Raw genomic sequence first — 16637 nt, forward strand, 5'->3', positions numbered from 1 at the left:
GGTCTGGGCAGTCGTTCAACTGGGCAGAGGCGCTCTGCAGGTCTGTGGCCCGCTTGCCTGTCACGTATTGTTTTTGTTGTTTTTAGATATCCAGCACCAGGCGCTTGCCGCGCCTGGGAACAGCACAAGGTGAATGCCTCGCTTCAGAGGATGTAGCCGATGCCGGCGAGGGCATCGTCGCTGTTGATCAGGCTGATCACCTTGCGGTGGATCTTGAAGCCGCCTTCGGCGCGGACCAGGGTGTAGGTCAGGTCGGCGCTATAGTGCTTGAGGCTTTCCTTGCGGAACTCGCGGATGTTCTGCGCGGCGCGTACCGTGACGTTGACGCCGTCGTCGCCCAGTACCCGGAAGCGTGAAATCGTGCGCACAGTACGTGGCTGCGGGCTGGTGGAAATCGACTCGCCACCGATCAGCCGTTGCACGCGCAAGCCACGCATATGGTGGTCGTCATAGGCGTAGTTCAGGGTGTTTTCGTAGTCGGTTTCTTTCGGGTTGATCGGGATGATGTACGTCCCTTTCTCGGTCCACAGGTTCAGCCAGGTGTCGTACTCGCCATGGTCGAGCATGTCGCCTTCCTGCCAGATGAACGCGGTCACTTCGTTGAGCAGATTCAGGTTCATCATTTGGCCTCCGCCGCCATCATCTTCTTCCACTGCTGGTACGCCGCACGCATGCCGGTTTCGGCACTGACGTCGGAGACCAGGCCATCTTCGCTGGGCTTCTCGCCCGGCAGGCCGCGGTTGAGCATGATCCACAGGTTCTCGCCGGCATTGGCGCCTTTCTGCACGCGCTCCCAGGCCTCGGAATCGTCCGGGGTGCCAAAGCCCATCGGGCCCTGGAAGTGCTCGTGCAGGCGCAGGCGGTAGCGGTTGGCCGCCGCCGGGCCACCGTCCATGGTAATCACCGAGTGGTGGATTTCCGTTTCCGTGACCGAGATCGGTTGCAGCACGCGGAAGAACGCCATCGAACAGGCGACGTTGGGGAACAGGTTGAGGTTGAAGCCCGAGCCACCAACGGCGCGAACGATGCGGCGCACCTGCTGTTCCTCGATGCCCTCATCTCGCAATTTGGCAGCCAACGACTCGAAGCGCTCAGGAATCGGCTTGTCGAGGTCGGCTTCCAGGTCCACCAGCTCGGGGATCATCACCATCACGCTGTGGCCGTTGCCCAGGTCTTCGACATAGCCGGGGCCTTTGACGAAGTCGAACAGCTCCAGGGTCTGTTCATCCACCGAAGACAGGAAGCTCTTGTGCACCAGCGGGAAGTGGTAGGCGTCGGTGGTGTTTTCCAGCTGGATCTTCCAGTTGCCGGGGAAGCGGAAACGGTGTTCGCCCGGGACCTTGATGCCGTAGCCGGCGCCCTGCTTCATGAACAGGTCCATCCACTTCTTCGCTGCACCGAGGAAGTCTTCCAGCGGCTCGATGTCGTCCTTGAAGGTGGCGAAGACCATGCCGGCGTAGCTTTCGGTGCGCAGGCTGACCAGTGGCAGCTCAGCCTTGTCGATGCAGTCGCCGTAGCTTTCCGGGTGCGGGATGCCGCGCAGCGAACCGTCGAGGGCGTAACCCCAGCCGTGGTACGGGCAGACGAAGCTGTTGGTCTTGCCCTTCTTGTGCTCGCACACCGTGGCGCCGCGGTGGCGGCAGCGGTTGAGCAACACGTTGATGCCCTTCTTGCGGTCACGCACCACGATCACCGGCTGCTTGCCGATGTAGGTGGTCTTGTAGCTGCCGGCGTCGGGGACTTCGCTCTCATGGGCGACCCAGATCCAGGTGCTGTGGAAGATCTTTTCCAGCTCGGCATCGAACAGTGCCGGGTCGGTGTACAGGGAGGTGTGGACGCGGTCGGGCTGCACCAGCTCGGCCGGGTCGACCGTCAGGTTGACGGCGGGGATCAGGTTGCTCACGGGGTCACCTATGGAGGGCGATTTCTTATGGGAGCAACGTAAAGGGCAGGGGAGAGGGGCTCAATGACAGCGGTGGGCAATGTCGTTGCGTTTTGTGCAACAAAAGCTGGGGCTGCTTTGCAGCCCTTTCGCGACACAAGGCCGCTCCTACAAGGGAACGCGGTCTCTTGTAGGAGCGGCCTTGTGTCGCGAAAGGGGCGCAAGGCGCCCCCAGCAATCTCAAGCCGTTCTCAGGCGCAAGCCGCCATGCGCACTGCCCGGGCCATTTCCGTGGCCAGCTCGCGGCTCAACCCATCCAGCGTGCGCCCGCGGCGGGTGACGATCTGGATATCGGTCGCATTCATCGCCGGGCAATCGATCGTCAGTGCCTTGAACGTGCCGTTCTTGAGCTCATCGATGATCGGCAGTTCGGCCAGCAAGGTGGCGCCCAGGCCGGAGCGAACGAAGTCGAGGATCACCGCCAGCGAATTGGAAGTGAGCGTGGGCACGATGGCGAATGGCTGATCCTTGCACGCCGCATCGGCCAGTTCGCGCACGCGGAAGTCGGCGCCCGGCAGCACCAGCGATTCACGCGCCACGTCTTCCAGGCTGACCGTGGTCCGCGCGGCCAGGCGGCTGTCGCGGTGCACGATCATGCGCAGCGGCTGGGCCAGGCTGTACAGGCGCGTCAGGCGTGCGGTAGCGCTGGGGGCGAAGATCACGCCCAGGTGCGCCTCATCGGCCAGCACCCGGCGCTGCACCTCCAGCGAGGGGGCGCTGATGATCTCGGCCTTGTGCGCGCCATGGGCATGCAGAAAGCCCTGCAGCGAATTGATCGCCCGGGCACCGAGCAGGCCTTCGCCAATGGCGATCACGGTCGACGCCTGCTGCTGACCGCGCAGCTGAGCCAGGCGATCGACCAGCTGGGCGTGCTGGCGGATGCGCTCGACGTAGTAATCCACCGCAGCCTCGCCGGCAGCCGTCAGGCTGATGCGGTGCGTGCCGGGGCGGACCAGTTCGATGTCCAGTTCTTCTTCCAGCCGGGCGATCTGCCGGCTGACCGATGAGGTGGCGACGCCCAATGCTTCGGCGGCGGCGCGCATGGAGCCCTTGTCGTGGCTCAGGTGCAGATAGCGCAGGCGATGGTCCTGCAAGTCGATGTGGCGGGTGGGCATGGCCTCGACCTCGGGGGTAATCACGGCAGGCATTGGCGTGTCCCCATCGATCCTGGCGGGGCGCTTGCTGTTGTTTTTATGGGGCCGGCGCGGGTGGCCGGCCTTGTGGCGCTCCTTGCCTGGCCATCCTACACCAGCTTTTTCCTCGCCGGAATCATGTGAAAAGTCGACTAAAAATTTTTTGGAATATCGCCGTGCGGGGTTAGTTTTTTCGCTGTTTTTTCGTAACCCTAAATCACGATGAAAATTGATATTAATCAACGGTATAAGTCTATTTTTCTTGACTCATATGGCGTATCGCTAAGCAAATATGACGATTTTTAGCGTGAAAATTCAATTGACAATTCACGTAATCGGTCGCAAATTTTTGTCACCGGCACCTAAAACAAGAGAGACAGAACCATGCCGCCCGACCCAGCTTTTGCCCCCCTGCGTGGCCGCTGCTCGCCCTTGCCGAGCCTGGCCATTTCGCCGCCTGCCAAACAACACAAAAACCGCGCCTGAGACGGAGAATGTCCATGGATTCGCTTTGCCTGCGTGCCGCGCCTGTGTCGGCGCTCGCCTCTGGCCCTGCCTTCGAGGCCTTGCTTGACGGGGTGCGTGATCGTGCCCGCCTGGGTGAGTTCGATCGCCAGCGCCACATTTCCCGCGACGTGATTGATGCTTTCAAGGCCCATGGCGTGTACCGCGCCCTGGTCCCGAAACGCTTTGGCGGGCTGGAATGCTCGCCGGGTGCCTTCTGCGAAATGATCGAGCGCATTTCCCATGCCGACGGCTCGGCCGGCTGGGTCGCCAGCTTCGGCATGAGCCCGGTGTACCTGGCGGCGCTGCCGCTGGAGACCATCGCCGAAATCTACGGTAACAGCCCCGACACCGTGTTCGCCGGTGGCATCTTCCCTCCACAGCCGGCCGAAATCGTGTCTGGCGGCTTCAAGGTCAACGGCCGCTGGAAGTACTCCAGCGGCTCCATGGGCGCCGACATCGTCGGAGTCGGCATCGCCCCACGCAATGGCGACAAGCTCGACCTGCCGCGCCTGGCGGTGCTGCCGCGCAGCCAGGCGCGCATCGAGGAAACCTGGGACACCGTCGGCCTGCTCGGCACCGGCAGCCACGACCTGCTGGTCGAGGAGGTGGTGGTCGGCGAGCAGTGGACCTTCGTCCGCGGTGGCAAGCCGAACCTCGACGAGCCGTTCTTCCGCTACCCGTCGCTGTCGTTCGCCACCCAGGTGCTTTCGGTGGTCGGCTTAGGCATTGCCCGCGCCGCGCTGGACGAGCTGTCGGGCATGGCCAGCGGGCGCATCTCGGTCACCGGCGCCCCGGCGCTGGCCGACCGCCCGCTGGCCCAGGTCGACGTGGCCAAGGCCGAAGCGGCGCTGCGTTCGGCGCGGGCGTTCTTTTACGAGTCCATCGAGCAGGCCTGGGAACACGTGCTGGCCGGCGACCCGGTACCGGTCGAGGTCATCAACCTGCTGCGCCTGTCTTCCACCCATGCCGCGCGCGTAGCCGCCGAAGTGGCGCGCAGCGCGCAGATGCTCTCGGGCATGACCGGCATCTACAACGAAAGCCCGCTGGCCCGCTGCGTCAACGACGCGCAAGTGGTCACCCAGCATGCCTTCATGGGCGACGTCACCTACCAGAACGCCGGGGCAATGTTCTTCGGCAAACAGCCCCTGCCGGGCTACCTGTAACTTTCGGGATTACTGACATGAGCGATAAGAAAGCCTTGCGCGTGCTGTTCTGCATGGGCATCAACCAGAACTTCTTCGACGCCCCGCGCGAGGAGCAATTGCAGGTGTGGGCCGCGTTCAGCGCGATGTGGAACGGCATCCACGACCTGGCCGGGGTCGACGTGCTGGGCAACATGGATGACGACCAGAGCATGGTCGGCCCGTCCGACGGCTTCCCTTGGACCACCTACCTGCTGGCCGACGTGCCGGACATCGAAACCGTGCACGCCGCCTGCAACCTGTTCCGCACCACCGCAGTGGGCGAGGGGCCGTACAAGCTGTGGCGCTATGCCAAGGTCGAGGCCCGTGTCGGCCGCGAACTGATCATCCAGCGCGCCTGATTCGAGGACCCTGCCATGACCAACCTGATCCCCGCCGTCAACCTGACGGTCGACCCGGCCGAGCTGGTGCAGCCCGACCGCGTCCACACCTCCCTGTACACCGACCCGGCACTGTTCGACGCCGAACTGGAAAAGATCTTCCACAGCACCTGGATCTGGGTCGCCCACGAGAGCGAAGTCCCCGACGCCGGCAGCTACAAGACCACCTACGTCGGCAAGCAGCCGGTGATCGTGGTGCGCGACCGCAAGAAGGGCATCAACGTGCTGCTCAACCGCTGCCGCCACCGTGGCGCCACGGTGTGCGAGCACAAGAAGGGCAAGACCAACAGCTTCGTCTGCCCGTACCACGGCTGGGGCTACGCCCTCGACGGTTCGCTGCGCGGCATCCCGCACCCGGAAAGCTACGGCGACTGCATCGACAAGGCTGAGCTGCCACTGGTCAGCCTGCGCACCGAAAGCTACGCCGGCATGGTCTTCGCCACCTTCAAGGACGACATCGAGCCGCTGGAAGACTTCCTCGGTGCGGCGAAGAAGTGGATGGACCTGTTCATGAAGCAGGGCGCCGGCTACGGCATCAAGGTCCCGGGCGAACACCGTTTCCGCTTCCCCGGCAACTGGAAGATCCAGCTGGAAAACACCACCGACGCCTACCACTTCCCGCTGGTGCACAAGAGCTTCCTGTCTTCGGTGGATGAACAGACCCTGGAGCTGTTCGACTTCGTCAAAGGCCCCGGCTACGTCGAGGACCTGGGCAACGGCCACAGCGTGATGGTGATGATCCCCGAGCTGGTGGACCTGGAAGCCGACCTCGACAAGCCGATCCCCGAGCGCTTCGAAAGCCTCGCCGCTGAATTGCGTGACGAAGGCATCGAGGAGCCGCAAGTGCGCCGCATCGTTCGCGCCGTTGGTGGCTCGGGCTTCAACCTCAACCTGTTCCCCAACGTCGCCTGCTCGATGGCGTTCTTCCGTGTGCTGCAACCGATCTCGGTCACGGAAACGGAAATCCACCACTCGGTAATCACCATGGACGGTGGCCCGGCGGCGGCCAACCGCTACCGCCTGCGCCTGCACGAGCACTTCCAGGGCCCGATGGGCTTTGGCACCCCGGACGATTCCGAGGCCTGGGAGCGCGTGCAGAAAGGCGCCAATGCCGGCGAGAACCTGTGGATCATGCTCAACCGCGGCCTGCCGGGCGAGAAGCCCAGCGAAGATGGCCTGGTCTCCGACGTCAGTGCCGAAACCGGCATGCGTGCGGCGTACCAGCAGTGGAAGAAGATGATGGCGGCGGAGGCCAAATGATGAACCTGAATCTGCTCAACGAAGTGACCGCGTTCATCTGGCAGGAAGGCGACATGCTCGACCACGGCGAGTACGACACCTGGCTGAACCTGTGGACCGAGAAAGGGACGTACATCATCCCGATCAACCCGAAAGAAACCGACTACGAAAACACCCTGAACTACGCCTATGACGACCACCACATGCGTGGCTTGCGCGTGCAACGGCTGATCGGTGGCGAGTCGATTTCCACCAGCCCGCAGCCACGTACTGTGCGCACGATTTCACGCTTCCGGGTACTGGGCGACGACGGCGTCAACGTCACGGTACGCGCCGCGCAGAACATCCGCGAGTTCCGCAAGGAAAGCCTCAAGCACTACAGCGCCGACCTGACCTACACCCTGGTCCGCGCCGAGGGCGGCTTCAAGATCCACCGCAAGGTGATCAGCCTGATCAACAGTGACGATGCCCTCGCCGGCATCGGCTACATCCTCTGAGGAGCGTGCCATGAACCAAGTCGCATTGGTAACCGGCGCCGGCCAGGGACTCGGCCAGCGCTTCTGTGCCCGGCTGCTCGCCGCAGGCTTCGATGTGGTGGTCTCGGACCGAGACCTGGCGCTGGCCCAGGCCACCGCCAAACAGCTGGGTGGCCGGACTTTGGCAGTCAAACTCGATGTCGGCAGCAAGGTTGACTTCGAGCAGGCCCTGGCCCAGGTGCTGGAGCACTTCGGTGCCTTGCATGTGGTAGTCAACAACGCCGCGGTGACCAGGACCACGCCGCTGATGCAGATCAGCCCCGAAGAGTTCGACGCCGTGGTGGGCCTGAACCTGCGCAGCGTGTTCCTCGGCTGCCAGGTGCTCGGCGCGCACCTGGCCGAAGCCGGCTACGGGCGGATCATCAACATGGCCTCGCTGGCCGGGCAGAACGGCGGTACCGCCACCGGCGCGCACTATGCGGCGAGCAAGGGTGCGATCGTCACCCTGACCAAGATCTTCGCCAAGGAATTCGCCGCCCGTGGCGTCACCGTCAATGCCATCGCCCCAGGCCCGATCGACTCGCCTGCGGTCCATGCCGCAGTGCCGGCCGAGCGTATGCAGGGCCTGCTGGCCAATATCCCGGTGCAGCGCCTGGGCGATGCGGATTTTCTGGGCGACCTGATCGTGCAACTGGCGCGGCCCGAGGCCTACTTCACCACCGGGGCGACCTGGGACGTGAACGGCGGCCTGTTCATGCGTTGATATTTTCCGGGGCGCCCACGCGCCCCTCTGTTAGGCGGGACACCGGCCATGAATGAACAACTGTTGAACGTAGTCGTGCGCAAGCGCGAGATCCAAGGGGCCGACGTGGTCGTGCTCGACCTGGGCCGGGCCGATGGCGCGGCGCTGCCGGCCTTCGAGGCGGGCGCGCATGTGGACATCCATGTCGCCCCGGGCCTGGTGCGTCAGTATTCGCTGTGCAGCGACCCAGCCGATGCCTCGGTGTATCGCCTGGGCGTATTGAAAGACCCGGCCTCCCGTGGCGGCTCGGTGAGTGTGCACGACACCCTGCTGGAAGGGCACGAGGTGCAGATCAGCACCCCGCGCAACCTGTTCCCGCTGGCAGCCGACGCCCGCCGTTCAATCCTGCTGGGAGGTGGCATCGGCATCACGCCGATGATCGCCATGGCCCATGCCCTGCACCAGCAGGGCGCCGAGTTCGAACTGCATTACTGCGGGCGCTCGCGCAGCCGCAGCGCCTTTCTCGATGCCCTGGCCAGCGCACCGTTCGCCGCCCAGGTGTTCACCCACTTCGACGATGAGGAGGCGGCCCAGCGCCTGAACCTGGCGGATGTGCTCGGCAGCGGCACGCCCGGCACCCATATGTACACCTGCGGCCCGTCGGGCTTCATGGACTGGGTGATCGGCGGCGCGCGCCAGCAAGGCTACAGCGAAGAGCACATCCACAAGGAGTACTTCCAGGTCGAGGTCGACGCCAGCGGCGCAGGCTTCGAAGTGGTTGCCGCCCGCAGCAACAAGACCGTGCAGGTCGCCGAGGGCCAGAGCATTCTCGACGCCCTGGCGCAGGTGGGGATCAAGATCGACGTCTCGTGCGAGCAGGGCGTGTGTGGCACCTGCATGTGCGAAGTGCTCGAAGGCGAGCCGGACCACCGCGATGTGTACCTGACCGATGAAGAAAAAGCCGCGAACGACCAGATCCTGGTGTGCTGCTCGCGGGCCAAGTCGAACAAGCTGGTGCTGGATATCTGAGGAGCATGACCATGGTAGACGTATCGCAATTTCGCAACGCAATGGCGCTGCTCGGTGGCGCCGTATCGGTCATCACCACCGATGGCCCGGCCGGGCGCTTCGGCTTCACCGCCTCGGCGGTGTGCAGCGTGACCGATTCGCCACCCACCTTGCTGGTGTGCATGAACCGCGCCTCGTATTCCAACGAGCAGTTCAAGGCCAATGGCGCGCTGTGCGTGAACGTGCTGGCAGGTACCCATCAGGAGCTGTCGGGGGCCTTCGCCAACCGCAACCTGAACATGGACGAGCGTTTTGCGACCACTGGCTGGACGGTGCTGGAGAGTGGCGCACCGGTGATGCAGGAAGCGTTGGTGAACTTCGATTGCCGGATTGCCCAGGTACATGAAGTGGGTTCGCACAGCATCTTCTACTGCGAGATCCAGGACATCCGCCACGGCGGCGCCGATGACGGCCTGGTGTATTTCAACCGGGCCTATCACCGCGTCTGTGAATCTTCGAAAGCCTGCTGAAACGCGGTCGTTGTGGGAGCGGCCTTGTGCCGCGAATGGGCCGCATAGCGGCCCCGGCGGTTACAAGGTCTCAAGGTTGTGGAACACCACTTCGAGCATCTTGTTCAACCGCTGCACCTGCGCCTCGGTCAACCCCTTGAAGCTGCGCTGGAACAATTCGCGAGTCACATCCTGCATGCGCTCGATGTTCTGCAGGCCGACCTCGGTGATGCGCACCTGGGTCACGCGCCCGTCTTCAGGGCTGGGCGCGGTGTCGACCAGGCCATCTTCCTTCATGCGGTAGACGATCTTGGTGATGGTCGACAGCTTGGCGATGGCGTGGGTGGAGATCTCGGAAATGCTCGATTCACCGTTCTCGTTGAGGATCCACAGCACGCGCCAGCGCGGCACGTCGAGGTCGACCTTCTTGAGCAGACGTTCCATGTTCTGGGTGTAGCGGCCGTGCACACGGGCCAGCCAGTAGAAGGGGAAATCTTCCTTGCGAAATTCATCGCTGGCCGGGTCGTGGTGGCTGTGGCCTTTGTTCTTCGAGTTGCTCATCGATTCACTACTTGTGCGGAAATAGTCGCGACATCATAGACCTTTCCGTGAATTTGACCACCGCAACAGCACCAGGAAATACGGGAATGTTCAGTTGACATTTCCAGTAATTGACACGCATGTTCATGGCTGGGCCACGGTCCGGCATTCATTCTTGAATAGGGCTCCACGAAAATGACAATCATAGTTGAAACCCTTGACCTGGGCGGCAGCGGCCCCCGGGTCGTGGTCAAGGACACCCTCGACGTCGCCGGTACCGCGACCCGCGCCAGCAGCCAGGCGCTGGAGCATGCGCCGCTGGCCGAACGGCATGCCGAAGTGGTCAGCCAGTTGCTGGCCAACGGTGCGCGGCTGACCGGCAAGGTCAGCCTGCATGAGCTGGCGTTCGGCACCACCGGCATCAACCACTACACCGGCACGGCGGCCAACCCACGTTTCCCTGGGCGCATTCCGGGTGGCTCGTCCAGTGGCTCGGCGGCAGCGGTGGCTGCTGGCCTGGCCGACTTCAGCCTGGGCACCGACACCGGTGGCTCGGTGCGTGTACCGGCCTGCTGCTGCGGCGTGTTCGGCCTCAAGCCAACCTTTGGCCGGGTCAGCCGCAAAGGCGTGATGCCGGCACAGACCAGCCTCGACTGCGTCGGCCCGTTTGCCGCGAGCCTGCCGATGCTGGTGCGGGCAATGACCATGATCGACCCGACCTTTACTCCGGCGCAGGTCCCGACCAGGGCCCGTATCGGCGTGCTGCGGGTCACCGCCGAAGCGGCGATCCACAAGGTGGTACAGGGCGCCCTGACGGCCAGCGGCCTGGCCCTGGGCAATGTCGAGCTCAAGCATTTCGGTGCGGCTTACGAGGCCGGCATGGTGGTGATCAACCGCGAAACCTTCGCCGGCAGTGGCCACCTGCTGGACACCGGCAAGGTCGGTGCCGATATCGCCGGGCGCCTGGCGGCAGCAGGGCAGACCAGCGACAGCGCGCTGGCCGAAGCCGAAGAAGTGCGCCGGCGCTTCACCGCCGAAGTCGACCAGGCCCTGGCCAGCTACGATGTGCTGGCGCTACCAACCATGCCGGACTTCCCGCTGCGCCTGGAAGACGCCGCCGATACCCGTGCCGTGCTGGGCATGACCTCGCTGGTGCGGCCATTCAACCTGTCGGGGCACCCGGCCCTGAGTATCCCGCTGGGCAGCGAAGCCGGCCTGCCGGTCGGGTTGCAGCTGGTGGGGGCCAAGGGTGCCGACGAGAAGCTGCTGGCGGTGGCCGAGCGCTTGCTGCTGAACCTGTACTGAGGTAGCGATGACCGATAACCATGAACTGCAGGCCCGCCTGCAACGCTTCGAAGACCAGCAGGCCATTCGCGTGTGCATCAACCGCTACATGGAGTTGTGCGACCAGCTCGACGCCGGCACCCCGCTGGACGAGCTGGCCGGGCTGTTCACCCGCGAGGCTGTGTGGGAAGGCAAGGGCGCCAAGTATGCTGCCAGCTTTGGCGGCTACCGGGGGCGGGAGGCGATCCGGGCGATGTTCGCCACCTACATGAAGACCCCGGCGCACTTTGCCTTGAACGTGCACTTCCTGACCAGCGAGGTCATCGAGGTGGACGGCGGGCAGGGGCTGGGACGTTGGGTGATGCTGCAGACCAGCACCTTTGCCGATGGCGCCTCACACCTGAATGCGGCGCGCCTGACGGTGCGCTTCGCCGAGGAAGAAGGGCGGTGGCGGATGGCGCATTTCCAGACCGAGAACCTGTTCAGCCGGCCGGTGACGGCCTGGAACAGTGAGGCGCCGTTGCCGGTGCCTGAGCAGTAATCCGACACTCAACCGATTGGAGGTCCAGGTAGGAGCGGCCTTGTGTCGCGAATGGGCCGCGCAGCGGCCCCGGCAATATCAGTTGCGAAGCTGAAAATCTGGGGCCGCTTCGCGCCCCTTTCGCGACACAAGGCCGCTCCTACAGTGACCGCCCGGGGCGGCTACTTCAGAAGGTACTGACGAACACTACCTGGCTGTAGAGGTTGCGGTTGTCATTGCCCAGCTGCGTGCCGCCTTGCTCGGCACTGTGATCAGGCTGGTACAGGCCTACCAGCGGCACGATCATCAGGTGCTCATTGATCGTCCATTCCGCATACAGATCCACTTCATGCCCGTCGGCATTGCCCAGATTGCGGTCGATGGTGTCGAAGTTGAAGCCCAGGATCCCGACCTTGAGCGACTGGGTCGGGCTCACCGTCAGCCCGACTTTCTGAATGCGCGCATTGCTGTTGAACGGCCCGGCATAGTTGCCGGCCACTTCACCCTGGAACCAGGTGCCCAGGCCGCGGCCCAGCCCGTAGAACAAGGTGTCATAACCTTCGGAGAAGCGGCTGTAGCGGTAGCTGATGTTCGGTTGCCACGGCACGTCGGCGAAGGTCCAGCCGGCTTCCAGGTACCAGGCATCCTCGGTGGCGGTGTGCGGTTTGTCCTGCTTGGCGTACTCGCCGGACAGGAACAGGTTCTCCACCCCGGCATTGCCCTGGCCGCGCAGGCTGTAGGTCTTCATGCCGTCGCGTTCCAGTTGCTGGGGCGAGGCGAACGCCTCGTCAACGTGGGTGGTGCCGATGTAGGTCAGGCCGACGGTGCCGGCATCGGCCACGTGCTCCAGGGTGGCGACGTGCATTTCGGTCTTGGCCTGGGCGCGGTTGTCCGACTGCAGCCACATCAGGTCGCTGCGCCAGCCCTGCTTGCCGCCCAGGCGCAGCACGGCGGTCTTGTCGAAGCTCTTGCGCGCCGCCAGGTAGTAGGCGCCACCGCGGTTGAACTGGCCATCGGCCAGGCCGTGGCCCACGTTGAGCGAGTCGCCCTGGATCAGGAAGCCGTCGCCAACCGCGATCATCTGCTTGCCGAACGACAGGTCGATGCCGTCCTCGCCCAGTGCTGGCACCAGGTTGCCGGACTTCCAGCCCAGGTAGGCATCCTCGATCTTGGTGGTGCGCTCGCTGCCGTCGCTGAAACCGGCGGCGTCGCCATCGCCCCAGGTGCCGGAACTGAGCAGGGCGAAGGCGCCGTACAGCGAGCCGCTGCCGCCCAGGCGCTGGTCGCCGCTCAGGCCGTACTTGACGTAGCCCTCGCGCCACGCGGTGGAGCCGGGCTGGTCGCGGGCGATGGCGTAGCGTTCTTCACTGTGGAACACACCGAACACGGCCTCCACGTTGGCATTGAGGTGGCGCTCGTCATCGCCGTAGAGCTCCAGGGCGGACGCCTCAAGCGAGACCCCGGCCAGGACTGCGGCCAGGGTGAGGCGGAAAGGACGGTGGTGCATGGTCTGGCTTCCTTTGTTATGGGTTTGGCAGAAGTTCCGAAGACATGCCAAGGATCATGCAGGAAGCCCGGGCGCCGGCTTTTGTGCTGGCTGCCAGATCTTTTCGGTGTTGTGCCAGACTGATAAAAGGGCGCAAACGCAAAAGGCCCCGTTGCGGGGGCCTTTTGCTTCGAGCCTGGCGTATCAGTTGGCGTGGCGCTTGCGGTACTCGCCGGGTGTCATGCCGAAGCGGGCCTTGAATGCGGTGCTGAAGTAGCTCGAGTCGGAAAAGCCCCAGGCATAGCCCAGCGACGAGACTTTCTGGTCCATGGCCGGGTTGCGCAGGCTTTCGGCGCAGAAGTCCAGGCGGCGGTTGCGGATGTACTGGGCGATGACCAGCTCATGCTTGGCGAAGATGCGGTACAGGCTGCGCATCGAGATCCCCACTTCGCGGGCGATGAACTCGGGGCTGAGGCCTTCGCAGGTGATGTTCTGGTCGATCAGTGCCAGGGCCTTGCGGAACATGCGCTCGTGGCTGCCGGGGATGGCATCCTGGGCGATGGCTGGGCGTAACACGGCGATCAGGGCATCGAGCACCGCCTGGCTTTCGTGGTTGGCCATGTGCTGGGTGCGGCCGGCTTCGAGCATCATCAGCCGGGCGATGCTGGCCAGGGGCGTATTGGCCTCGATCCGCCTGGCGCAGGCCACGCCGACGCCACGGGTGCCGCTTTGCACCTGGCTGCGCGGCAGGATCAGCGACAGCTGGCGCGAGCGCTGGTGGAAGTGCATGTCCAGCGGGGTGCTGGCATCGATCAGGGTGAGGTCGCCGGCCTGCAGTTCGATGCACGCGTCCTGGTGCTCGATGCGCGAGGTGCCGGCCATCTGCAGCACGGCGAAATAGTGGTCGGCACTGCTCGCGCGGATTTCCCGCTGGCCACGGAACAGGTTGACCTGGGTCATGTCGACGATACTCATGGATATCTGGCCTGCCTGGCACTTTTCCAGCTGGCCGACGAAGCCGGGGTCGAGCTTGCGACCGTTGAAATGGCCGCAGGCTTCATTGACCTGGCTGAGCCAGGCCTGGAAGTGGTCGTCGGAAACGCGGCTTGCAGATGTCATGGATGCCTCACGCAACAGGAATTGACGCGGATCGCTCGGGCGAACGCCTGGTCTTTGGACTATGCATTACAAATCACTTGAATATTCAAGCAAAAAGCAGGCCTGAAGACCTTCGCGATCATCCTGTTTGCCAAGTAAGGCATTGATATAAAACAAGTAAATAGTGCGCTTGGGGAGGTTGGAGCGCACCGTGCAGGCCGTAAGCGCCGTGATGGCGCTTCGAAATGTAGCAATGTGAAACCGCAGTGTTCCCACCGCCTCCTCAGGTGTGCGGCACGGCCTTGGCCGCCGGAGTACCGGCATATTGAGGCTTCAGGTGGCCTTGCTCATCGAGCAGGTAGGCATCCATGACTTCGCGCACCACCGGCCCGGCAACGCGGCCGCCGGCCTCGCCGTTCTCGATCATCACCGCCACCACCACGCTTGGGTGGTCGGCCGGGGCGAAACCGACGAACAGGGCGTTGTCGCGGTGCCGTTCGAGGGTCTTGTTGCGGTTGTAGCGCTCACCCTGCTTGATCGCCACCACCTGCGCCGTGCCGCTCTTGCCGGCGATGCGGTACTGGGCACCGGCCGCAGCGGCGCGGGCGATGCCGCGCGGGTCGTGCATGACCATCTGCATGCCGACGTTGACCTGGTCCCAGGCATGCTTGTCGTGCAGCACGATGTCGGGCATCGGGTTGGGGTCGACCGGCGTTTCGCCACCCACGGTCATGGCCAGGTGCGGGCGGTGCCACACGCCTTTGCTGGCCAGCAGGCTGGTGGCCTGGGCCAGCTGCAGCGGGGTGACCTGCATGTAGCCCTGGCCGATACCGAGGATCAGCGTCTCGCCCGGGAACCAGGCCTGACGGCGGGTGGCACGCTTCCACGCCTGCGAAGGCATCAGCCCGGGCGCTTCCTCGAACATGTCCAGCGAGACCTTCTGGCCCAGGCCGAACTCGGCCATGTAGTCGTGCAGGCGGTCGATGCCGAGCTTGTGTGCCAGGTCGTAGAAGTAGGTGTCGTTGGAACGCATGATGGCGGTGTACATGTCCACCCAGCCATCGCCGCTGTGGTTCCAGTTGCGGTACTTGTGGTCATAGTTGGGCAGTTCGTAGTAGCCCGGGTCGAACACCCGGCTGCCGGGGGTGATCACGCCGCTGTCGAGGCCGGCGATGGCCACTTCCGGCTTGACCGTCGAGCCGGGCGCATACAGGCCGCGGAGCACGCGGTTGAACAGGGGCCGGTCGATCGAGTCGCGCAGCGCGGCGTACTGCTTGAAGCTGATGCCCTTGACGAACAGGTTGGGGTCGAAGCTCGGGTTGCTGACCATCGCCAGCACGTCGCCGTTGGCCGGGTCGAGTACCACCACCGCGCCGCGGCGGTCGCCCAGGGCTTTTTCGGCGGCCACCTGCAGGTGCGAGTCGAGGCTGAGGATGATGTCCTTGCCGGGGATCGGGTCCTTGTGGTTGAGCACGCGCATCACCCGGCCCTGGGCGTTGGTTTCGACTTCTTCGTAGCCCACGTGGCCGTGCAGCTGGGCTTCGTAGAAGTGCTCGATGCCGGTCTTGCCGATGGACTGGGTGCCACGGTACTCGGTGCTGTCGAGGGTCTTGGCTTCTTTTTCGTTGATGCGCCCGACGTAGCCGACCGAATGGGCGAAGTGTTCGGCCAGTGGGTATTCGCGGATGAACTGGGGTTCGACGTCCAGGCCGGGCAGGCGGAACTGGTTGACCGCGATCAGGGCGATCTGCTCTTCGGTCAGGCCGACCATCAGGGTTACTGGCTCGAACGGTTTGCGGCCGCGGCGCAGGTCCTTGTCGAACTGCTTGCGGTCGTCTTCACCCAGGCTGAGGATTTCGGCCAGGCTGTCGAGCACCTTGGCCGAGTCGCCGGCGCGCTCGCGGGTCATGGTGAGGTCGAAGCTGGGTTTGTTGTCGGCCAGCACCACGCCGTTGCGGTCGTAGATCAGCCCGCGTTCGGGGGCGATGGGCAGGATGTGTACGCGGTTGTTTTCCGAAACCGCGCTCTGCTGGTCGTGCTGCAGCACCTGTAGTACGTAGAGCCGGCCCACGAGGACGGCGCACAGGCTGAACACCAGGGCGGCGCAGGCCAGGAGCCGGCGATTGACCAGGTGTTTTTCCTTTTCGTGGTCCTTGAGGGGGATCGGTTGCGGCATGGGGGCTCTGTACTGTAGCGAATGGGCCGCCTGGCGGCCCCAAGGGCCGGCGATGCTACGCAACCCGGCCCCGCGCCTCAAGGCAGGCTCGGCGCGACCATCGGCCCGGATCGGCCATGCCCCCCATCATCAGGGCGTTAACGGCTTACATGAAGATTTGTTCATGCTCCCGCTGCACGATGCCAGCACCCATTCCGACGCTTGCTCTTGCTCTTGCTCTTGCTCTGCTGTTGCTTCTAAGCGCGCGATAGTTCAGGCGACACAAATTGCGACTTCAGGAGGCCGAACGCAGGCGTCTGTAGGGCCAGGGTGCGCAGCACCCCTTCGGCGCAGCCGAAGGCGCGAGATGTAGACTTGCGCAGCAAGTCGTAGGCCGCGCGGGCCCGGAAGGCGCC

At 64.2% G+C, this 16637-nt stretch carries 16 protein-coding genes; 9 read left to right on the forward strand and 7 right to left on the reverse strand.

The genetic code is table 11. The features are described from left to right. Positions 1 to 143: 143 nt before the first annotated feature. The 3 genes from ACIPZ8_RS16155 to ACIPZ8_RS16165 all read right to left on the reverse strand — a co-directional run bounded on the left by ACIPZ8_RS16155 (position 144) and on the right by ACIPZ8_RS16165 (position 3090). Positions 144 to 620 carry an aromatic-ring-hydroxylating dioxygenase subunit beta gene (locus ACIPZ8_RS16155; protein ID WP_400725039.1) on the reverse strand — a complete coding sequence of 159 codons (477 nt, stop codon included), beginning with the start codon at positions 618 to 620 and terminating at the stop codon, positions 144 to 146. Then, positions 620 to 1903 (reverse strand): Rieske 2Fe-2S domain-containing protein, encoded by a 1284-nt coding sequence (locus ACIPZ8_RS16160; protein WP_400724979.1) that lies wholly within the window; start codon positions 1901 to 1903, stop codon positions 620 to 622. The genes ACIPZ8_RS16155 and ACIPZ8_RS16160 overlap by 1 nt, the downstream gene beginning before the upstream one ends. A 230-nt stretch (positions 1904 to 2133) precedes the next feature. Further along, complete coding sequence (locus ACIPZ8_RS16165) at positions 2134 to 3090, reverse strand: LysR family transcriptional regulator (RefSeq protein ID WP_400724981.1); 957 nt, start codon at positions 3088 to 3090, stop codon at positions 2134 to 2136. 485 nt (positions 3091 to 3575) lie between these two features. Between ACIPZ8_RS16165 and iacA the strand changes: the two genes are divergently transcribed. The 7 genes from iacA to ACIPZ8_RS16200 are packed head-to-tail and all read left to right on the forward strand — an operon-like array spanning position 3576 to position 9159. Beyond that, positions 3576 to 4745, forward strand: a complete 1170-nt coding sequence (iacA, locus tag ACIPZ8_RS16170) for an indole-3-acetate monooxygenase (RefSeq protein ID WP_400724984.1) — start codon at positions 3576 to 3578, stop codon at positions 4743 to 4745. Between the two features lie 17 nt (positions 4746 to 4762). Then, complete coding sequence (locus ACIPZ8_RS16175) at positions 4763 to 5125, forward strand: hypothetical protein (RefSeq protein ID WP_060513271.1); 363 nt, start codon at positions 4763 to 4765, stop codon at positions 5123 to 5125. Between the two features lie 15 nt (positions 5126 to 5140). Next, the gene (locus ACIPZ8_RS16180; protein WP_400724987.1) at positions 5141 to 6424 is read left to right on the forward strand and encodes a Rieske 2Fe-2S domain-containing protein; all 1284 of its coding nucleotides are present in this window, start codon (positions 5141 to 5143) and stop codon (positions 6422 to 6424) included. Then, entirely contained in the window at positions 6424 to 6900 is a 477-nt protein-coding gene (locus ACIPZ8_RS16185) for an aromatic-ring-hydroxylating dioxygenase subunit beta (RefSeq protein ID WP_400725039.1), read from the forward strand. Before ACIPZ8_RS16180 ends, ACIPZ8_RS16185 begins: the two co-directional genes overlap by 1 nt. Before the next feature lie 10 nt (positions 6901 to 6910). Continuing rightward, positions 6911 to 7642 (forward strand): SDR family NAD(P)-dependent oxidoreductase, encoded by a 732-nt coding sequence (locus ACIPZ8_RS16190; RefSeq protein WP_400724990.1) that lies wholly within the window; start codon positions 6911 to 6913, stop codon positions 7640 to 7642. 48 nt (positions 7643 to 7690) lie between these two features. Continuing rightward, positions 7691 to 8650 (forward strand): PDR/VanB family oxidoreductase, encoded by a 960-nt coding sequence (locus ACIPZ8_RS16195; RefSeq protein WP_400724993.1) that lies wholly within the window; start codon positions 7691 to 7693, stop codon positions 8648 to 8650. Between the two features lie 11 nt (positions 8651 to 8661). Then, positions 8662 to 9159, forward strand: a complete 498-nt coding sequence (locus ACIPZ8_RS16200) for a flavin reductase (protein ID WP_400724996.1) — start codon at positions 8662 to 8664, stop codon at positions 9157 to 9159. A 60-nt stretch (positions 9160 to 9219) separates the two neighbouring features. On the opposite strand, the gene ACIPZ8_RS16205 is transcribed toward ACIPZ8_RS16200, so the two are convergent. Next, a complete protein-coding gene (locus ACIPZ8_RS16205; RefSeq protein ID WP_400724999.1) occupies positions 9220 to 9699 on the reverse strand; it encodes a MarR family winged helix-turn-helix transcriptional regulator in 480 nt (159 codons plus the stop codon). 174 nt (positions 9700 to 9873) lie between these two features. On the opposite strand from ACIPZ8_RS16205, the gene ACIPZ8_RS16210 reads away from it, so the two are divergent. Both ACIPZ8_RS16210 and ACIPZ8_RS16215 read left to right on the forward strand, forming a co-directional pair. Then, on the forward strand, positions 9874 to 10983 hold the full coding sequence (locus ACIPZ8_RS16210) for an amidase (protein ID WP_400725002.1): 1110 nt from the start codon (positions 9874 to 9876) through the stop codon (positions 10981 to 10983). A gap of 7 nt (positions 10984 to 10990) precedes the next feature. Then, the gene (locus ACIPZ8_RS16215; RefSeq protein WP_400725005.1) at positions 10991 to 11503 is read left to right on the forward strand and encodes a nuclear transport factor 2 family protein; all 513 of its coding nucleotides are present in this window, start codon (positions 10991 to 10993) and stop codon (positions 11501 to 11503) included. 166 nt (positions 11504 to 11669) lie between these two features. Here the strand turns inward: ACIPZ8_RS16215 and ACIPZ8_RS16220 are convergent, their stop codons facing one another. The 3 genes from ACIPZ8_RS16220 to mrdA all read right to left on the reverse strand — a co-directional run bounded on the left by ACIPZ8_RS16220 (position 11670) and on the right by mrdA (position 16242). Then, positions 11670 to 12989 carry a hypothetical protein gene (locus tag ACIPZ8_RS16220; RefSeq protein WP_400725008.1) on the reverse strand — a complete coding sequence of 440 codons (1320 nt, stop codon included), beginning with the start codon at positions 12987 to 12989 and terminating at the stop codon, positions 11670 to 11672. Between the two features lie 183 nt (positions 12990 to 13172). Next, on the reverse strand, positions 13173 to 14087 hold the full coding sequence (feaR, locus tag ACIPZ8_RS16225) for a transcriptional regulator FeaR (RefSeq protein WP_400725011.1): 915 nt from the start codon (positions 14085 to 14087) through the stop codon (positions 13173 to 13175). 262 nt (positions 14088 to 14349) lie between these two features. Next, positions 14350 to 16242 carry a penicillin-binding protein 2 gene (gene mrdA / locus ACIPZ8_RS16230; protein WP_400725014.1) on the reverse strand — a complete coding sequence of 631 codons (1893 nt, stop codon included), beginning with the start codon at positions 16240 to 16242 and terminating at the stop codon, positions 14350 to 14352. Positions 16243 to 16637 lie beyond the last annotated feature (395 nt).

Origin of the sequence: Pseudomonas sp. NPDC089422 (assembly GCF_044749405.1) — a bacterium.
Classification (GTDB): Bacteria; Pseudomonadota; Gammaproteobacteria; order Pseudomonadales; family Pseudomonadaceae; genus Aquipseudomonas.